The following is an 18,048-nucleotide window of genomic DNA, read 5'->3' on the forward strand; positions in this document are numbered from 1 at the left end:
GGGCTGTGTTACGTTTATGCCACAGTGGAAAGCCGGACTGGGTTCGTACGCGCTCCGCCTCTCCCTGGCGCTGTCGCTCACCTTGCCGGTCGGGCCTGCATGGTCGCACGGCAGGCCAACGGGCGGTGCCGCCGCGACCTCTCCGGCCGTCCCCATAGCCGAGCGCTATGCCCGTGCGGACCGGCTGCTCTGGCCGCAATTGTCGACCCTGCTCGCCAATGCCTCGCTGCGCGCCGTGTTCACGGAGTGGGACAAGGGGCTGCTCTACCGGACCGGTATCCAGGGCCACCGGATGCTGCGCTATCTCGACCTGGGAAGCCAGGCCGGGCGCGAGATCGTGGACGAGGCGCGGCTGGCGACGTTGCTGGCCGCGAAGATCGGCAAGCCCGTCGACCCGCTATCGCTGGCGGTCGAGCAACCCGCCTTCGATCCGGCTACGGGCGTCTTCAGCTTCACCGAAATGGATCGCCGCTGGACGCTGGCGGCGGATGGAACGCTGACCGAAGCCGCCAAGGGGCCGCCGGACGGGGAGGGCGTCGTCTCGCCCGATGGCCGGTTCGAGGTCGTCGCCCATGGCTATGACCTTTATGCGCGGGAGCGAAAGTCGGGGCGCGAGGTGCGGTTGACCAGCGACGGCACCCGCGACCAGCCCTATGGACGCGGTATCGCGCTGCTGCCTGATATATTGAAGGCGGGCACCGAGGAGCCGCCCATGCCCGTCTCCGTCAAATGGTCGCCCGACAGCCGCCGGATCGCAACATGGCGGCTGGACACGCGTGACGTGCCGCGCCTGTCGATCACCCAGGCCAATCCGCCGGGCAGCCTCTATCCGCGTTCCTTCCAATATATCTATCCGCTGGCGGGCGGGGCGAAGCTGCCCCAGGCGCAGCAACTGGTGATCGATGTCGAGCAGGCGGTGCGCCATCGCCGTGCCAAGCCGGTGATGCTCGATATCCCGTCAGAGGCGATCCTCTATCCGCAGGACCCCGATTTCTATTGGGAGGGGGATCATGTCCGGTCGGTCTGGACCCAGCGCGGCTATGGCGAACTGCGCGTCTACAATGCCGATCCGGTCACGGGTGCGGCGAAAGTGGTCGCGCGGGAGAAGGGCGATCCGCTGGTCTTCGTGACCTCCAGCTTCTTCCGGGCGGCGCCCGCGCTCGGCGGCGAACTGGACGTGTCCGAGCGCAGCGGCTGGGCGCAGCTTTACCTCGTCCGCCCCGACGCGCCGGATCAGGGCTATCCGCTCACCCGTGGCGCGTGGGAAGTGACGAGCGTCGAGCATGTCGATGCTCCCTCGCGGACGATCCTGCTGACCGGTGTCGGGCGAGAGGCGGACCGGGACCGTTATTACCGTGCGCTCTACCGCGTGACGATGGACGGCGCGGCCCCCCGGCTGCTGACGCCCGAGCCTCTCGATCATGAGGTCACGGTGTCCGACGATGGCCGCTGGTTCGTCGATGCGATGTCCAGCCCGACCCAACCGACCCGCACCGTCCTGCGCGATGCCGCCGATGGCCGGATCGTCGCGGAACTGGGCAAGGCGGACGACGGCGCGCTGCGGGCGATCGGCTATCAGGCCCCCGAACCTTTCTACGGCGTCGCGGCCGATGGCGTCACGCCGCTACGCGCCATGATCTACCGCCCGATCGGCTTCGACCCAACCCGGCGCTATCCGGTGATCGACAATGTCTATACCGGCCCGACGACGACCCAGGTCCCGGTCGGCTGGCGCGACACGATCTCCGCCAGTTCGTCCAGCGTGGCGCAGATCGGGGCGGTGGTCGTCATGATCGACGGGCGCGGCACCTCCCGCCGGGGCAAGGCGTTTCGTGCGCCATCCTACCAGAATCTGGGCGAGGTCGGCCTGGACGATCATATCGCGATGATCCGCCAGATGGCGGCGCGCTACCACTCGATCGATGCCAGCCGGGTCGGCGTTTATGGCGGGTCGGCGGGTGGCTATGACGCGGCGCGCTTCATGTTGCGGCGGCCGGAATTCTTCAAGGTCGGGCTGGCCTGGTCGGGCAATCACGACCTGCGGCTGGACAAGGCATGGTGGCCGGAGGCGTCGATGGGCAATGCCGACGCGGCAACCTGGGAACGCAATTCCAACATGGCGGTGGCGGGGCAGTTGCGGGGCAAGCTGCTGCTGGTTCACGGCGATATCGATGACAATGTGCCGGTGACCGAAAGCCTGAGGCTGGCCAAGGCGATCATCGATGCGGGCCGTGACGTGGATCTGGTGATCCTGCCCAACACGCGCCATTCGGTCTATCAGCCCTTTTTCTGGCGCAAGTTCCGCGACTATTTCACCCGCAACCTGCTGGACGAAAACCCGCCCCAGACCCCGGTCCTGGCGCCCGGCGCGGCCCGGCACTGAGGGCGGGAATGCCGGGACGCCGTTCGACGTCCCGGCACCCTGGGATCAGAACCCGCCCGACAGGGTGAAGAATGCCATGCGGGGAGGCTGCGCATAGCTGTTATAGGTGCGGGCGGCCGCCCCGACGACCAGCTCATAGATGCCGCGACGATTGGTTAGGTTGGTGATGTTGACCGACAGCCGCGTGTTGCGCAGCCCAAGCCCCAGACCCTCCGGCAGCGCATAGCTGGCCTGCAGGCCCAGCAGGAAGCGGCCCGGCACCGACTGGTCGTTGGTATAGGTGGCGAACCGCCGCCCGACATAGTCGCCGATCGCCTGAACCTCGAACGGTCCGGAGTTCGCCGTGACGACCGTCTTGTTCAGCCAGCGGGCGACGTTCGGCACGTCTTTCCCGGCCGTCGCGATGACGGTCGTCCCACTGGTATAATTGTCGTCATAGCGCGAGCGGTTGTAGGACAGCGCGTTATAGACGGACAGGCCGCTCCCGAAGCGGAACGTGACCGCGCCGTCGACGCCGTTGGTCTTCACCCCGCCGACATTCTGCAGGATCGAGACGCCGCCGATGACCGATGCGATGACCGGCGTCGCGCTGATCTGAAGCAGTCGGTTGCTGAAATCGACATGATAGGCGCTGATCTGGCCTTCGATCGCGGTCAGCGGACCGGCATTCACATTATGACGCGAGCGGACGCCCGCCTCATAGGTCCATGAGCTTTCGGGCTGCGTGTTCGCCTTGATCTGGTCGAAGGCCTGCTGGCTGCCGACATTGTAGGGCGAGAGGCCAGCGGCGACAGATGCCTGGAACTGCCGCACATTCTTCTGGATATGGCCGAACAGCTGGTCGTTGGGCGTCACGTCCCAGACCGCGCCGATCGCCGGCAGGAACCATTTGCGCGTATTCAGCCGCCCTTCCGGGAAGCCGGTGGACGAGCCGGGCAGGGCACCGGGCAGCGGCTGGACGGGAATGCGGCCGTCGGCGAATTGCAGGCTCGACTTGAAGCCGCCCTCCAGGGTCAGCGTGTCGGTCAGGTGCCAGCGATCCTGAACATGGAACTGGATCAGGTCATAGGTCGTGACCGCGGCATATTGCGTCAGGCGCAAAAGACTGGGGTCGGCATTTTCATAGGGCGAGGGCGGCTGGTCGCGCGGCACGGCGTACCAGCGGCGGAAGATAGTGTTGCGATTATGCTCATACCATCCGCCCAGGCCGATCTCATGCGCGCCCGCCTCGATCGCGAGCGAAGCGAGGGCACCGGCGCGGGAAATGCCATATTCGGTCGTGCGCAGGGCATAGCCCGAATTGCCGAAGACCTGCTTGAGGTTCTGGCCCGGATAATAGGTGCGGAACAGGTTGGGCAACCCCGCCGCCGCGATCGGTCCGACGATCTGACCCTGGCCATCGTCATGATGGTAATAGGGCTGAATCGACAGGGTGACATTGCTCGCCAGCTTCTGTTCGATCTTCAGATAGGCCAGATAGTCGGTGCGCTGCGCATCGCCATAATAGTTCGTGTAATTGTTCGGGTTGTTCGACGGCGGAGCACCGTTCGCGTCGACATAGTTCAACGCCGCGTTCCAGTCGGGAAACAGCACCGTCCGGTAATAAGGCTCCAGCCCGCCCGCGTTGCGCGCGACCGAATCCTGGTTCGGCTCGTCCTTCTGGCTATAGGCGAAATAGGCGGTCAACCGCGTGGTGGGGGAGGCGTGCACGAACTTCGCATTCGCCTGCCACCCCTTTTGGCGGGCATCGAACTCCCAAGCGCGGGCATTCTGGCGCACGCCGGAGACATAGAGGCTGTTGTCGCCACCGAGACCCGAGAAGGTGCCGCTGTCGAGCCGCAGATAGCTTCGGCTTGCGTCATAGCTGCCGAATGTCTGGCCGAACCGGACGCCCGCCGTTGCAGCCGGATCGCTGGTATAGGTTTCCAGGCCGCCGCCCAGATTGCTGGCCGATGCGGTGGCGAGGTCGGCCGCGCCCGCCGTCAGACGCACCCGCGAGACATTCTCGCTGATGACCGCGCGCTGCGGCGACAAGCTGTTGAAATTGCCATAGGACTGGTCGCCCAGCGGAACGCCGTCGAGCGTGAAGCCCAGCTGGTTCTGATTGAAGCCATGGACGAACAGCGCGATATTCTGTTCGTTATTGCCCCAGGGATCGGCGGTTTCGAACTGCACGCCGGGCAGCGTCTGAATGGCCTTCACGGGATTGACGCCCGGCAGGACCTTCTGGATTTCGGCGGCCTCCAGCACCACGGCGGACCGGGTGGTCCGCTTGCCGGTTACGACGATCCCGTCATTCGACGCCGCCTCGGTCGTGCCGTCATCCGGAGGTGTGGCGACCTGCTGCGCCATGGCCTGCGACGACCAGGCGAAAGCGGAAAGGGACGCGGCGATGCACAGCGAGGCACGATGCCACGCGACGATTTTTGACGATCTCATGGGTTCCTCGGTGCCAGCTATCTTGCGGCTGGCGGTCCTCTAGAACCGGTATGTGACACTTCGATGCGAAATCGATTGCAGGTATAATGCGGTGTCAGGCTCCGTCGGGCGGCCCGCCATCGACGGCGGCGGGGGCCATCCAGAACGGCCCGAAGCCGTGACCGTCGAGGTCCTGAAAGGCGCGGCTGTACATGAAGCCCATATCCTGCGGTTCGTGCAATTCGCTTCCGCCCGCCTCGACTGCCGCCTGCGTGATCGCATCGACCTCCTCGCGGCTGTCGAACGATAGCGCATAATGGCCGGTGGTGCTGGTCGCGGCATCGACGATCGTCTTGTCGGTGAAGGTCGCGAAGAACGGCTTGGCGAGCAGCATGACATAGATCGCGTCCGACCAGATCATCGCCGCGCCCTGCTCGTTGCTGAACTGCGCGTTCTTCCGAAAGCCGATGGCTTCGTAAAAGGCGGTCGAGGCCGCGACGTCTGCGACCGGCAGGTTGACGAAAATCATCTTGGGCATCGTGCGGCTCTCCTGTCCCGTGGCTACGCACGAGTCGTTCCGAGAGGATATGCGCACTTGCCGCCGCAACCAATCTTCCCGCTCGCAACGGACCAAAAGATGGGTTGCAGCGGACTTTTTCGGCCCATCATGCGTATCTGCACCGGCGTTTCTCGCACGATCCCCATGAGGTGCAATCAGGATGAACTACGCAATTCTTACCATAGCCGCGCTCCTGTCACCCCTGACCGGCGCCGCGGCCCAAGCCCAATCCGATCCGGGCAAGAAAGCCTGCGTCGCAGAGGCGAGGCGGCTTTGCCCGATGGAAATGAAGTCGATGAGCCGCAAGAAGGTCGAGGCCTGCATGATCCAGAAGATCGACCAGACCTCACCCAGCTGTCACGCCGCGATGCTGCGGATCAAGGCCGAGCGGGAGGCGGCATCGCCCCGGCGTTGAGGCCCAGCGCGCGGTTCTCCGCGCCGATCCGGACATACAGCATCGCCGCGTTCAGCACGGTGAACAGGGCGGCGATGCCGACCAGCCCGAAGGTGAGGGGCAGGACCGCGATCTCGGCGGTGACGACTGCGTAATTGGGGTGGCGAAGGAAGCGGAACGGCCCCCTGGCGACCAGCGAGGCACCGGGCAGGACAATGATCCGCGTCGTCCAGCGCGGCCCCAGCGTCGCCAGCACCCAGACCCGCATCCCCTGCAATACCGCGAAGACCAGCAGCAGCGGCCAGGACACCGCCCGGTCGCCGACGCTGAACCACAAAGCGAGCAGCCAGGCGCTGTGCATCGCCACCATCACCGGATAATGGCTCGCGCCATATTCGCGCGCACCCGCCGCCATCAGCCGCGCGGTGTTGCGCCGCGCGATGACCAACTCGCTCAGCCGCTGGAGCGTGACGAACGCCATGATCGCATAGGGAAGGTTCATCGGTCGCACTCCAGCACCAGCGAGGAGGCCGTGAAGCCCGGCCCCAACGCACTCAGGACCGATCGGGGCGGCAGGCCCTGTCGGCGGTAACGATCCAGCACGAACAGCACGGTCGGCGCGGACATGTTGCCATGGTCGTGGAGAACGGCGCGTTCCTGCACCATCGCGCCGTGTTCCAGACCCAGGGCGTTTTCAAGCGCGTCGAGTACCCTCGCGCCCCCCGGATGACAGATGAAACGGTCGATATCGGACAGCGCCAGCCCCTGCGAGGCCAGCATTTCGGTCACCGCCTGGCGCATCTCGCGCTCGACGAAGGTCGGAATCGCGCGATTGAGGACCACGGCCAGCCCCGTCTGCTCGGTCCGCCAGCCCATGATGTCGAGCGTGTCGTTCCACGTCTTCTCCGCGCTGCCGACGATGCGGGCAAAGCCGGGCGCGTCGGTCCGCAGCACACAGGCCGCCGCACCGTCGCCGAACAGCGCGGTCGAGATCAGGTCGGCCTTGTCCGCCGCATGGGTCCGCAGCGCCAGGCTGCACAGCTCGACCGTCACGAACAGCACGGTCGAACCCGGCCGCGCCCGTGCCAGATCGGCGGCGAGCGCAAGCCCTGTGGCGCCGCCCGCACAGCCCAGTCCGAAGACCGGCACGCGGCGCACATCGCCCCGGAACGGCAGATGCGCCATCGCCCGTGCCTCCAGACTGGGCGTGGCGATTCCGGTCGAGGAGACGGTGACGATCGCGTCGACCTCGTCCGCCGTCAGCCCCGCCTCGTCCAGCGCGCCGCTGGCCGCCGCGACGAACAGATCGAGCGCGACGTCGAGATAGGCGGCGCTACGCTCCTCGAACGAGCGGGGCGTGCGATACCAGTCGAGCGGCATCGCCAGTCGACGCTCGGCGATGCCCGCATGGTCGAACACCGGGGCCAACCGGTCGAAATCGGCGAAGCGATCCCCGATCAGCTCCCGCGCGGTGGCCAAGGCCTGATCCTGGGACAGCGAGTGAGGCGGCGTGCGCGTCGCAAGCGAGAGAATGGCAACCGATTGAGACATGCACCGTCCGCATAGCCGGCGGACCGGCGGAAATAGATTCTGGGGCGCAACGAACTGCGTCGCGGCAAGTTTCTTGCCCTGCGAAATACTGTTCGGGCCAAGCCTTCGGCGTGAGAAGGGACGATATGACTCCAATGACGGCGCCGTCCGACGTGCAGGCCGAATCCGCCACCTGGCGGGCCTGGGCTGGCTTTACCTTCATGTGCCTGGGCATGTTCATGGCGATCCTGGACGTGCAGATCGTCGCGACCTCGCTGCCGACGATCCAGACGGCGCTGCGCATCGCCCCCGACCGGATGGTCTGGATCCAGACCGCCTATCTGACCGCCGAGATCGTCGCGATCCCGCTGACCGGCTATCTGACCGATGTGCTGGGGATGCGGCGGCTGTTCGTCGGCGCGGTCAGCCTGTTCACGCTGGCCTCGATCGGGTGCGCGATGAGCGGCAGTTTCGAAAGCCTGATCCTGTGGCGGGTGGTGCAGGGATTTTCGGGCGGCACGCTGATCCCCATCGTCTTTTCCGCGGTGTTCCTGCTCTTTCCGGAGCGGGTGCAGGGGCTGGCGACCACCATCGCCGGGGTCGCCGCCGTGATGGCACCGACGGTCGGGCCGATCGTCGGTGGCTGGGTGACGCAGTCCTTTTCGTGGCACTGGCTGTTCCGCATCAACATCGTGCCGGGCATCGTCGCCGCGCTGGGCGTTGCTTGGCTGCTTCGGGGGCAGGCGGCGGTCGAGCGATCGGGCACGCGGCGCACGATCGACATCGTGGCGCTCGTCCTGCTCGCCGTCGCGCTCGTCGCGCTTCAGATCGGGTTGAAGGACGCGCCGACGCGCGGCTGGCGCGATGCACGGGTGCTGGGCCTGCTGGCTGTCTTCGTGGCGTGCGGGATCGGGTTCGTGGTGCGGACCTGGCGCGCGGCGGTGCCGCTCGTCGAGCTGCGTTGTTTCGCCGACCGCAATTTCGCGATCGGATGTCTGTTCAGCTTCGTGCTGGGGTTCGGCCTGTTCGGCTCGACCTATCTGATGCCCTTCTTCCTGGGGCTGGTGCGCGGGCACGGCGCGCTCCGCATCGGCGAGATCATGCTCGTCACCGGGATCGCTCAGCTCGTCACCGCGCCCATCGCGGTCTGGGCGGAGCGGCGGGTCGATCCGCGCTGGCTGACCGCCTTCGGCTTCGGGCTGTTCGCGGTCGGCCTGCTGATGAGCATGGGCCAGACCCCGCAGACCGATTTCCATGCGATGATCCTGCCGCAGATCGTGCGCGGCGCGGCGATCATGTTCTGCCTGTTGCCGCCGACCCGCATGGCGCTGGGCCGCCTGCCGCGAACGCTGGTCGCCGACGGCAGCGGCCTGTTCAACCTGATGCGTAATCTGGGCGGCGCGGTCGGCCTGGCGCTGGTCGACACCATGATCTTCAGCCGCGCGGCGACCGAGGGCCGCCATATCGCCAGCCGCCTTCAGGCGGGCGACCTCGACACGGCGCTGCGGATCGGCATTCCCAAGGACGCGTTTCTGGAGCAGCGCGGCCAGCCGCTCGACGATTTCGCGGTGGAGATGGTGCGGCCGCTGGTGGAAAAGGCCGCGCTGGTCCCCGCCGTCAACGCCGCCTGGGCGATGTGCGGCGTGCTGACCGCCATCGTCCTGATCGCGGTATTCTGGGTACGGCGGACCCCGGTCGATTGACCGGGGGTACGTCAATCCGCCGGTCGCAACGTGAACCGCGTGATCTCGGACGGCACGCCCAGCCTGAGCGCGAAGCCCGGCCACAGCCCGGTGCCGTTGCTGACGTAGAGCGTCATGCCGCCCACCGCGTACCGCCCCGAGACATAGCCGTCATTGCCCTTGGCGACCAGGCGATCCAGCCCGACGATCATCCCGCCATGGGTATGCCCGGACAGCTGGAGCGCGATTCCCTGCGCCGCGGCCTGTGGCGCCTTGCGGGGCTGATGATCGAGAAGCACGACCGGCGCGTCGGCGGGCGCCCCCCGGAGCGCGAGGGCGAGGTCCGGCCCGGCTTCGCCGACGCTGGGGGCCGACAGATCGGTTACGCCGGCGACGACCAGCCGGTCGCGACCCCGTTCGATCACCGCATGGGCGTTGGTCAGCATGTGGAACCCCATGCCTGACAGGTGCCGCATCCACGCGCCGTAATCGAAGAAATATTCGTGGTTGCCCGGAATGGCATAGACCCCGTCCGGCGCCCGCAATCCCTGCAAGGGCGCCACGTCGTCGCGTCGCATCGCGACCGACCCGTCGATGAAGTCGCCGGTCACGACGATCAGGTCGGCCCCGGCCGCGTTGCTGCGATCGACGACCTCTTTCGCCCACCCGGCCGTGAAGAGCCGACTGATGTGCAGATCGGTAAGCTGGACGATCCTATAGCCGTCGAAGGATGGCGGGAGGTTGCGGATCCTGACCGTCACGTCCTTGACCGGCGGCACGCGCAGGGCGTTGGCCACCCCGACCCCGGCGAGCAAGGCCGCCAGCCCGGCGATCGCGTAGCGAAGTGGGGAGGGTGCGCGCATCACCTCCTGACGAACCAGCATCGTCAGCAGCGTGCCGATGTCGACGATCAACTGGAACACGGCAAGCAGCACCAGGGCGCCGAATGCCCAATTGAAAAGGATCACGATCAGCCGGGGAAATTCGGGTGCGAAGACCGACCCCGACGAGAACCGGCTCCACAGATGGAATTGCGACGCCGCTAGCATCAAGAGTGCGGTGGCGATCCTGGCCCAGAGCGGCAGCGGCAAGGGCCACAGCCAGCGGGCGATGACGATCAGCGCCGGTATGGCAAATACGAAATTGAAGATGGGAGGCACTCCGGCTTTGTGGGCGATGCTGCCTGGTAACGAGTGCGCACGCCGCGCGTGTCCGCACCCTGCCACAGACGAGGTCGCTTTGACATCGCCCCCGATGGCGCGACTGACAGGAAATATAGAATGTCAGCGGCTTATGTGGCGGGGCCCGGAATGGCTAATAGGTGACGGAGACAACGACCGTATCGGTGTAGAGCCCCGGTGCCGGAGTCGGTTGGGCCGGAACGCGTCCATGGATCGCCAACGCTTGGGCGAGGCCGGTGCCGGAGGCACTGAGACCGCTGTCCCAGCTGGAGGACAGGGCGGCGTCGCGAAACAGGGCATAGGTTATGAAGCTGCCCGAGGCCCCGCGCATCCGGCGCCCTCCCGACGCATCGGCATTGCGCCCCGCATCCAGGCGCAGGGCGTAAGGGGTCTGGTTGGTGCAGGTCAGCGTCAATCCGCTCTGCGCCGTCACTGCGCGCGACAGCACGCCAGTTTCCGGGAAGGTCAGCGCGGTGGCCGTAACGGTGCACCCCTTGGCGGGGGCGGCCGTAACCTCGAAGGTCGGGCGGACGGACGCGGTACCCGCAAAGCCGGTGCAGTTTGTGCTGGTGCCCAGTAGCTCGGCCCCATAGCTGAACAGCGTGGCGTTGCCGATGAAGCTGGAGCGATAGGCGCCCGGCACCGTCGTCGCCTGACCGCCGAACAGCCGGGCATAGATGGTCCGTGTCGCTGAACCCGCCCCGTTGATCAGGTTCGATATGATGATCGCGGGCACGCTTCCCAACACCGGATTGTCGAGCGATCCCCAGGCGACCGACCGCGCCGCGTCTTGATAGAGTTGGTAGCGCAGCGCCCCGCCCGTACCCGTCATCAAGCGACCCGAGCCATCGGTGCCGCCGCTGCCTGCGCCGATTCCGGGACAGACCTTTACGACGCTGAGCAACGGGATGCTGGTGCAGGTGATCGTCACGGTACCGGTCACGTCGACCGGGCCGCTGGTCAGGAGCGACGGGCTGCCGAAATCGATCGACGACACCGTCGCCGAACAGGTCTGGGCCTGCGCCCTGCCCGGAAGGGCCAAAAAGGCGATGACGGCCAGCAATATGAGGGTCAGGCGCTTCATGGCGTAGCGCTCGCCAGGGGCGCGCAGACGGCACGAACTCGGACCTGCTCGCCCGGCTGGGCGGTAAAGGGAAAGCGCGCCCGGCATCGTCGGCCATCGGGATCGGTGACGATCGCCTCATTCTGTGGGCCAAGCGCGCCGAGAAAGGCCGTACCGTCATAACCGATCACGTCATCGGGCAAGCCCGGCCGCGCGATGCCCGAGCCGAGCGGCAGCAGCCGACCCTCGCGATCGACGAACTCGACCAGCGCGGTATCGGTCTCGCGCGCCACGCCGAAGGCGACGAGGGCGGGGACGCGGGTAAAGGCCACCGCCTCGGCATGGGTGGAGGCGATGCGTGCATCGACGGGCAGCGAGGAGGGATCGATCGAGATCGCGCTGGGCTCGAACGGCGCGATGTCGGGGACGAGGAGCTTGCCCGACGCGCCGGTGGTGCCGACCAGCCGGTTCTCGCGGTACACCCGCACGCCGCTCGCCCCTGCATCAGCGACCGCGAAGGACTGATCGAGACGCCGTGCGGCATAGACGTCGCCGCCGATCAACGCGACCGCACCCTCGGCCTGCAAGGTGCCGGAGACGTTGCCGCCCGCATAAAGGCCCGTCGCCTCGAACTGCGCGAAGCCGGTCGTATGGCGGACGATCGCATGGCCCGCTCGCTCCCGGCCATCGGCCACCCGCACCGACCAGCCCCAGGAGCCGGGTTCGTGCGCGCCCTGCCGCGACATCTCGGCATAGCCCGACACGCGCCCCTCCGATACGGTCGCGCCGGTCGTCACCGATGCGCGCCGTCCGAAGGGCAGGCTGGCCCCGACGAACAGGCCGAAGCTGCGGCCGCCGCTCAGGTCCGCGACGGCATTGGCGAAGAGCGACAGCCGACCGACATTGGCGGTCGAGGACAGGCTGGCGAGCCGATAGCGATCCCCCGCCGCCGTCTTGGAATTTACCAGACTGACCCCGACCGACGCCGAGGTCGCGGCGATGGGCAAAGATAGCGAGAACTGATCGACCTCGCGCGGCGCGCCGAAGATGCGTCGATCGCCCGCCAGGATCGGGCCGAAGGACGCGGTGCGCGAGGCGAGGTCGGCATAGCTGCCGATCGTCCGCATCGACCGTATCAGCACCGAAAAGCCGGATCGGCGTGTCTCGAACGCCAGATCGATCAGCCCGCCGCGCCGCCCCTCCGCCTGGCTGATCGCGCCCGCCAGCGACAGCAGCGCCTGATCGCGCAACGTCACGACGCCACCAGCGCCCAGCTGGACGAGGCCCGCGCCCAGTTCCGCGTGACCTTGCAGCGTCAACCGGTCGGTCATGCCGCGCCGCACCGAGGCCGAGCCGATCAGCCGCCGGTCATAATCGTTCGACAGGATCGCATAGCTGCGCCGCGCAAAGCCGATCTCCGCGCTGAAATCGGTCAGCCCCTCCGCCAGCAACTGGGGCGAGGCATAGAAGGGCGCGGTTTGCACGGTTTCCCGCCCCAGCGCATCGCGCACGACCACGGTGGCGATGCCCGCGCCCTGCACGACCGGCGGGTGCATGACGGCATAGGGACCTTGCGGCACATCGGCCGACAGGGTGCGGACCCGGTCGATGAACAGGTCGAGGGTCGAGGGGGCGGCGGCGCTGCCGACCAGCCGGGGAACCGGCATGGTGACGAGATCGGGGCGCATCCCGAAGGTCCGCTGGATTTGAAGGCCGCCCATGCGGATCGGGCGGGTCCAGGCATGGCCGCCATTGATCGTGTCGCCGGCGCGCAGCGTCACCAGCCGCATGGGGTCTTCATAGCTATAGGTCGTGGCCAGCCGGGTGACGCGCGGCCCGCCCGACAACAGGGCGACCGCGCTGCTTTCGAACAAGCCGAACGCGCCGAACACGCGCGCGCCGAACGCCCCCGATGCGCCGGTGAAACGCGGTCCCACCGCGCTCCGGTCGCCGCTGGCGAACAGGGTGTAGTCGAGCACCGCGCCGAAGGGCGGCCGGTCGGGCTTCAGGCTGGAGCGGTCGCTTCGCCCGCCATCGATCAGCGTCGGGCTCTGCACGGTCGGTCCTGCGACCAGCCACATGATCTGGCGCATCTGCTCATAGCGGTAGCGCAGGCCTGATATGCGCTCCAGCGGCACCTCGCCCGTCTCGGCGTCCAGCGGAACCTTGACGCCGAGCGTCCGCAATTGCGCGACGGGGGCGGTGAAGCCTCCGTCCGCGCGCTGCGTGAATGACGCGACATAGCCGGTGGGCTTGTCGTTCAGATAGACCTCGAGCTGGAGCGCCTGTTCCTGGCGACTGGGGTCGACATCAACCCCGACGCGCAGGCTGTCGCTGTCCTGCGCACGAGCCGTCTGCGCGCAGGACATGGTGGCCAGGATGATCCAGGCCAGCTCACCGGCGCGGCTGGGTCGCAAGGGAGACCTCGATCGGACCGCCATCGGAGACGGCCCGCATCCGCAGGTCGGTACCGTTCGGAAGCGTCGTGCCGGGGTTCAGCGGAATGCGAAGCTCGGACCCGGCAAGCACATAGCCGACCAGCCCAGACCGGGCGAGCAACTGCTGGCTGCCCGCTATCAGCTGGAGGTCGGCGATGCGCAGTCGCCGATTGCCCTTGTTGCGCCCGACCAGCGCCGCGCCGCCGCCCGACCGATCGATCCGCCATTCGACATCGGGTACCCGGCGCGGAATGTCGGAGAAGAAGGCGGGGATCGACTGGCGGACGACCAGATCGACCGTGCCCGGCTGGGCGCGGGTCGGCTCGGGCACTTCGTCGATCAGGACGCGGTAGGCTTCCTCGCCGACCGGCGCGGCCTTGGCGGTGCGTACGACGCGGATCAGATATTGCTGCTGCGGTGCCAGGGTCGAGAAGGGCGGGCTGGCCACCACGTCGCTCGTCGTGGTGAGCACATCGGCGCCGTCGCGCGAGGTCCATTTCATCACCCGCACCTGGACCCGCACCGGCCGCTGCTCGGCATTGCTGAGCGTCAGCGAGGTCGTGCGCGCGCCCGGCAGCGGATCGATGGCGACCGGCGCGACCCGGATGTCGGAGGCAGGGCTGGCCGCCGGAACCGCCAGGACTACGGCGGCAACCGCAAGCGACCGCTTCGTGCGCGTCATCATCAGTATGTCACCGTGACCTGGACGGTATCGGTATAGCTGCCCGCCGCCGGAGTGGTCTGGGCAGGGACGCGACCATACACCGTCAGCGTCTGCACCGCGCCGTTGCCGATCCCGGCCAGCGTGTCGGTGCCCGCCGTATTGCCCCAGATTTGCGACCGCGCGGGATCGCGGAACAGCTCATAGACGACCGTGGCCCCAGCGCCCGAGGTCATCCGCCGCGCCGCCACCGTCGCGCCCGTGCCCGCCCCGGCGTTCAGCCCGATATTGTAGGGCGTGGTGTTGGTACACTGGACGCCGATGCTGCTGGTCGAATTGATCGCCGCCTGGATCACGCCGGTATTGCCGAACGCCAGATCGCTTGCCGAGGTCAGGCGGCATTCCGCCTGGATCGTCATCGACACCTGAAACTGGGTGCTCTGCTGCGCGGCGGCGGGATCGGCGATCATGACGCAGCCGAGCGCCGCGATGCCGAAGGGGGCGAGATAGGGTTTCACGACCAAAATCCTCCAAATCACGTTCCGTCAAAAGCGCGAATGGGGCGGTGCGTCGCTAAAGCTACGGAATCGGACGAGAATTTTGCGGGGCGGTTTGCCGCTGCCTTCCTTGGCGAGGCGGCCTGTGCCTTGGCACGGCAGACGTGCTAGGGGCGGTGCCATGTCGAAATCCCAGATCCAGGACGGTAGCGTGACCGTCGACGGCGTCACCTATGACTGGCGCCTCCATTGCGAGCCCCATCTGTCGGACGATGAAGGCTGGAAGGGCATGACCATCGCCCTTGTCGAACAGGGCGCCAAGCGCGAGGCGCAGATGGAATTTCCGGCGCCCAAGCGTCTGTTGAAGGGGCTGCCACGCGGACGGCTTCAACTCGACGATGCGACGATGATGCGCTGTGTGCGCTCGGCCCTGGCGGCGGGCTGGGACCCGACGTCGCGCGGCAGGCCGGTCGTCTTCACGGTCGACGCCGAGGGGAACTGACGCGGGTTTCGGTCGCCCTCAGTTCTCCGGCACGATCAGGTCGAAGGCTGAGGTGGCCATGACCTGGCCGTTGACGAGCAACTCGACTTCATGGCGGCCGGGATGGTGGCGGCGGGTGCTGAAATCGCGGATCGTCTGCCGGGCTCGAAGCGTCGCCGATGTCGATCCGGCGAGGTCGAAGGTCTTGAGCTTGAAGACCTTGCCCGCCGTCTTGCCCGCCCCCCGCGCATAATGAAGGCGGTAATCGACCACGAGGCGCTGGTCGGAGGCGGCCAGCGACGACAGCGACACCGTGATCGCGATCGCCTCGCCGAGCTGAACGACCGGCGGTTCGACCGCGAAGCGATCGACGCGGACCTCCGCGCCGTGGCGCACGCCGATCAGCGCCAGCGCACCCGGATCGCCTTTCTTGATGAGGCTGCGTAGCGCGTGGCGGATGATCCAGGCCGTTTCCGGCGCTTGGGGCTCCCAGCCTTGCAGATGGTCGACCAGCCACTCAGGACGGTCCTTGCCGATATCGTTCAGATGGTTGGCGACCGACTTGCGGACATAGAGGCTGGGGTCGGACTTCAACGCATCGAGGATCGGGGCGGCCAGCGTCGGATCGTCCTTCAGCGCAGGAACGCGTGACGCCCAGGGCAGGCGTGGTCGGCTACCTTCGCTGGCGAGGCGGCGGACATGCTCGTTCGCGTCCCCGGTCCAACGCAGCATCTGCGCTAGCGTCCGTTCGGGATCGGCGGCCAGGAACGGGCGGATGGCGAACTCGGCCGAGCCGAAGCGGGTGAGGTCGGCGAGCGCCTCCATCGATCGCTTGAAATCGCCAAGCCCTTGCCGCGCGACGAACTCGGTGACGGCGATGGCCTGAAAACCGTGGGTCAGGCGCGGGGCGATCGCGCGGACGACCTCCAGCGCGGTCGCATAGTCGGTCGGAAGGGCCGCATGGAGCGCGTCGGCGATGTGCCGCACGCGTTCCATAATCGACAGCGGCTCCAACCCGTCCAGCGCCGCACCCATAAAGGCGTCCCGGTCGAAGACCAGCGACGCCGCCGCGCCTGCATCGGCGATGATCGCCACCGCCTCGGCCCCCAGAAGGTCTTTGAGGAGGGGATAGGTTTTCTGGTCGCTCATACCGGTCGCCTATCCCATATCCCGCCTCCGGCGCTACTCGACCGTGACCATCGTGACCGAGCGTGCGGGCACGGTCAGGGTCAGGCGGTCGCCGTCGATCGCGATCCCCTGCACCGGCTGCGGCAGGAAGGGATCGGGCTGGCCGAACTCCACCTTGCGGTCGATCCGGTCGGCGGTGATCGCGGACGCCTGCGCGCGCCGCCCGGACAGGCCGGTGGCCACCATTTCGACCGGCGCGGGCTTGTCGGGATCGAGATTGACTATCGACACATGCAGCTTGCCCGCCGCATCCCGCGAGGCGGAGGCGCTGACCGTCGGCAGGTGCGTCGTGCCCTGGACATAATCCGGCGTATCGACATCGACCGGCACCTGCGTCGCGCCCTGGTGCACCTTGTACAGGTCGAAGACGTGCCAGGTCGGCGTCACCACCATCTCCTTACCGCGCGTCAGGATCAGCGACTGGATGACGTTCACCATCTGCGCGATATTGGCCATCCGCACCCGGTCGGCATGGTTGTTGAAGATGTTGAGGCTCAACCCCGCGATCACCGCGTCGCGCAGCGTGCTTTCCAGATAGAGGGCGGAGGGCGCGTCCTTCTCGCTGTTGAACCAGGCACCCCATTCGTCGACGACCAGCGCGACCTTCTTTTCGGGGTCGTAGCGGTCCATGATCGCGGCGTGGCGGCGGACCATCTCGTCGGTCAGCTGCGCCCGGCCCAGCGCCTTGGCCCAGTCGTCGCGGGTGAAGCCGACATTGCGGCCCTTGGCGTACCAGTCATTGCCGGTGAAGGTGTAGAAGTGGAGCGACAGGCCCCACATCAGCGGCTTGGTGTCGATATAGGCCAGCGGTGTGGGGTTGGGCCGCCATTTCATCGCGCCGGCCATGACCTTTTCGGTCCACTCGTAATCGTCGGTGTCCGCGCCCACCGCGATCAGCTTGACCGGATCGCCGTGAAAGGTGCGAATGTTGGCGGCATATTGCCGATACTGGGCGACATAGGTTTCGGGCGTCATGTTGCCGCCGCAGCCCCAGCTCTCGTTGCCGACGCCGACATAGGGCACGTCCCACGCTGCGGCATGGCCGTTGGCCGCGCGCTCCGCCCCGGCCGAGCTTTCGGCGGGCGCGGTCATGTAGCGCAGCCACTCGTCGGCCTCGCGCACGCTGCCCGAGCCGACATTGACCGAGATGAAGGACTTTGCGCCGATCTGGCCCAGAAAGTCCATGAACTCATGCGTGCCGAAGGCATTGCGGTCGGGCGTGTTGCCCCAGGCGGCATTGATGCTGCGCGGCCGCTTCGCACGCGGGCCGATGCCGTCCCGCCAGTGATAGCCATCGGCAAAGCACCCGCCCGGCCAGCGGATCGCGGGCACCTTCACCTGCCGCAGTGCCCGGGTCACGTCGTTGCGGATGCCGCGCGTGTTGGGGATTTGGGAGTCCTCGCCGACCCAGATGCCCTCATAGACGCCACGCCCGAGATGTTCGACAAATTGGCCGTAAATCTCAGGCGCGATCCGAGGGCCGGGGCGATCGGTGTGAAGCAACAGGGTGGTGCGCGGCGCCACTGCTTCGGACGCCGAAGGGACAGCAGATTGCGCGAGCGCGGGTGCACTC

Annotated in this window: 14 protein-coding genes; 3 read left to right on the plus strand and 11 right to left on the minus strand. The window is 67.2% G+C overall.

Annotated features, from left to right (window positions below):
- The first annotated feature begins 16 nt into the window (after positions 1-16).
- Complete coding sequence (locus tag KV697_RS00965) at positions 17-2,383, plus strand: S9 family peptidase (RefSeq protein WP_219019729.1); 2,367 nt, start codon at positions 17-19, stop codon at positions 2,381-2,383.
- A gap of 45 nt (positions 2,384-2,428) precedes the next feature.
- On the opposite strand, the gene KV697_RS00970 is transcribed toward KV697_RS00965, so the two are convergent.
- From KV697_RS00970 to KV697_RS00990, 4 genes are all read right to left on the minus strand, one after another.
- Positions 2,429-4,822 (minus strand): TonB-dependent receptor, encoded by a 2,394-nt coding sequence (locus KV697_RS00970; protein ID WP_219019730.1) that lies wholly within the window; start codon positions 4,820-4,822, stop codon positions 2,429-2,431.
- 94 nt (positions 4,823-4,916) lie between these two features.
- Positions 4,917-5,339 carry a VOC family protein gene (locus KV697_RS00975; RefSeq protein WP_219019731.1) on the minus strand — a complete coding sequence of 141 codons (423 nt, stop codon included), beginning with the start codon at positions 5,337-5,339 and terminating at the stop codon, positions 4,917-4,919.
- Between the two features lie 398 nt (positions 5,340-5,737).
- The gene (locus KV697_RS00985; protein ID WP_219019733.1) at positions 5,738-6,256 is read right to left on the minus strand and encodes an isoprenylcysteine carboxyl methyltransferase family protein; all 519 of its coding nucleotides are present in this window, start codon (positions 6,254-6,256) and stop codon (positions 5,738-5,740) included.
- Positions 6,253-7,233 carry a type III polyketide synthase gene (locus KV697_RS00990; protein ID WP_257575500.1) on the minus strand — a complete coding sequence of 327 codons (981 nt, stop codon included), beginning with the start codon at positions 7,231-7,233 and terminating at the stop codon, positions 6,253-6,255. Before KV697_RS00990 ends, KV697_RS00985 begins: the two co-directional genes overlap by 4 nt.
- Before the next feature lie 206 nt (positions 7,234-7,439).
- Here KV697_RS00990 and KV697_RS00995 point away from each other — a divergent pair, with 206 nt between their 5' ends.
- A complete protein-coding gene (locus tag KV697_RS00995; protein WP_257575501.1) occupies positions 7,440-8,987 on the plus strand; it encodes a DHA2 family efflux MFS transporter permease subunit in 1,548 nt (515 codons plus the stop codon).
- Between the two features lie 11 nt (positions 8,988-8,998).
- Here KV697_RS00995 and KV697_RS01000 read toward each other — a convergent pair whose 3' ends face one another.
- From KV697_RS01000 to KV697_RS01020, 5 genes are all read right to left on the minus strand, one after another.
- Positions 8,999-10,126, minus strand: a complete 1,128-nt coding sequence (locus tag KV697_RS01000) for a metallophosphoesterase (RefSeq protein ID WP_219019736.1) — start codon at positions 10,124-10,126, stop codon at positions 8,999-9,001.
- Positions 10,127-10,280: 154 nt separating this feature from the next.
- Entirely contained in the window at positions 10,281-11,231 is a 951-nt protein-coding gene (locus KV697_RS01005; RefSeq protein ID WP_219019737.1) for a Csu type fimbrial protein, read from the minus strand.
- Positions 11,228-13,627 carry a fimbria/pilus outer membrane usher protein gene (locus KV697_RS01010; protein ID WP_219019738.1) on the minus strand — a complete coding sequence of 800 codons (2,400 nt, stop codon included), beginning with the start codon at positions 13,625-13,627 and terminating at the stop codon, positions 11,228-11,230. Before KV697_RS01010 ends, KV697_RS01005 begins: the two co-directional genes overlap by 4 nt.
- Positions 13,605-14,333 carry a fimbrial biogenesis chaperone gene (locus tag KV697_RS01015; RefSeq protein WP_219019739.1) on the minus strand — a complete coding sequence of 243 codons (729 nt, stop codon included), beginning with the start codon at positions 14,331-14,333 and terminating at the stop codon, positions 13,605-13,607. Before KV697_RS01015 ends, KV697_RS01010 begins: the two co-directional genes overlap by 23 nt.
- Positions 14,333-14,827, minus strand: coding sequence for a Csu type fimbrial protein (locus tag KV697_RS01020; RefSeq protein ID WP_257575502.1), 495 nt, complete (start codon positions 14,825-14,827; stop codon positions 14,333-14,335). Before KV697_RS01020 ends, KV697_RS01015 begins: the two co-directional genes overlap by 1 nt.
- Positions 14,828-14,987: 160 nt before the next feature.
- Here KV697_RS01020 and KV697_RS01025 point away from each other — a divergent pair, with 160 nt between their 5' ends.
- Positions 14,988-15,308, plus strand: coding sequence for a hypothetical protein (locus KV697_RS01025; RefSeq protein ID WP_219019740.1), 321 nt, complete (start codon positions 14,988-14,990; stop codon positions 15,306-15,308).
- 18 nt (positions 15,309-15,326) lie between these two features.
- Here the strand turns inward: KV697_RS01025 and KV697_RS01030 are convergent, their stop codons facing one another.
- Both KV697_RS01030 and KV697_RS01035 read right to left on the minus strand, forming a co-directional pair.
- The gene (locus tag KV697_RS01030) at positions 15,327-16,436 is read right to left on the minus strand and encodes a DNA alkylation repair protein (protein ID WP_219019741.1); all 1,110 of its coding nucleotides are present in this window, start codon (positions 16,434-16,436) and stop codon (positions 15,327-15,329) included.
- Positions 16,437-16,469: 33 nt separating this feature from the next.
- The gene (locus KV697_RS01035) at positions 16,470-17,999 is read right to left on the minus strand and encodes an alpha-N-arabinofuranosidase (protein ID WP_257575503.1); all 1,530 of its coding nucleotides are present in this window, start codon (positions 17,997-17,999) and stop codon (positions 16,470-16,472) included.
- Positions 18,000-18,048 lie beyond the last annotated feature (49 nt).

Origin of the sequence: Sphingomonas sanguinis, assembly GCF_019297835.1 — a bacterium.
Taxonomy (GTDB): domain Bacteria; phylum Pseudomonadota; class Alphaproteobacteria; order Sphingomonadales; family Sphingomonadaceae; genus Sphingomonas; species Sphingomonas sanguinis_D.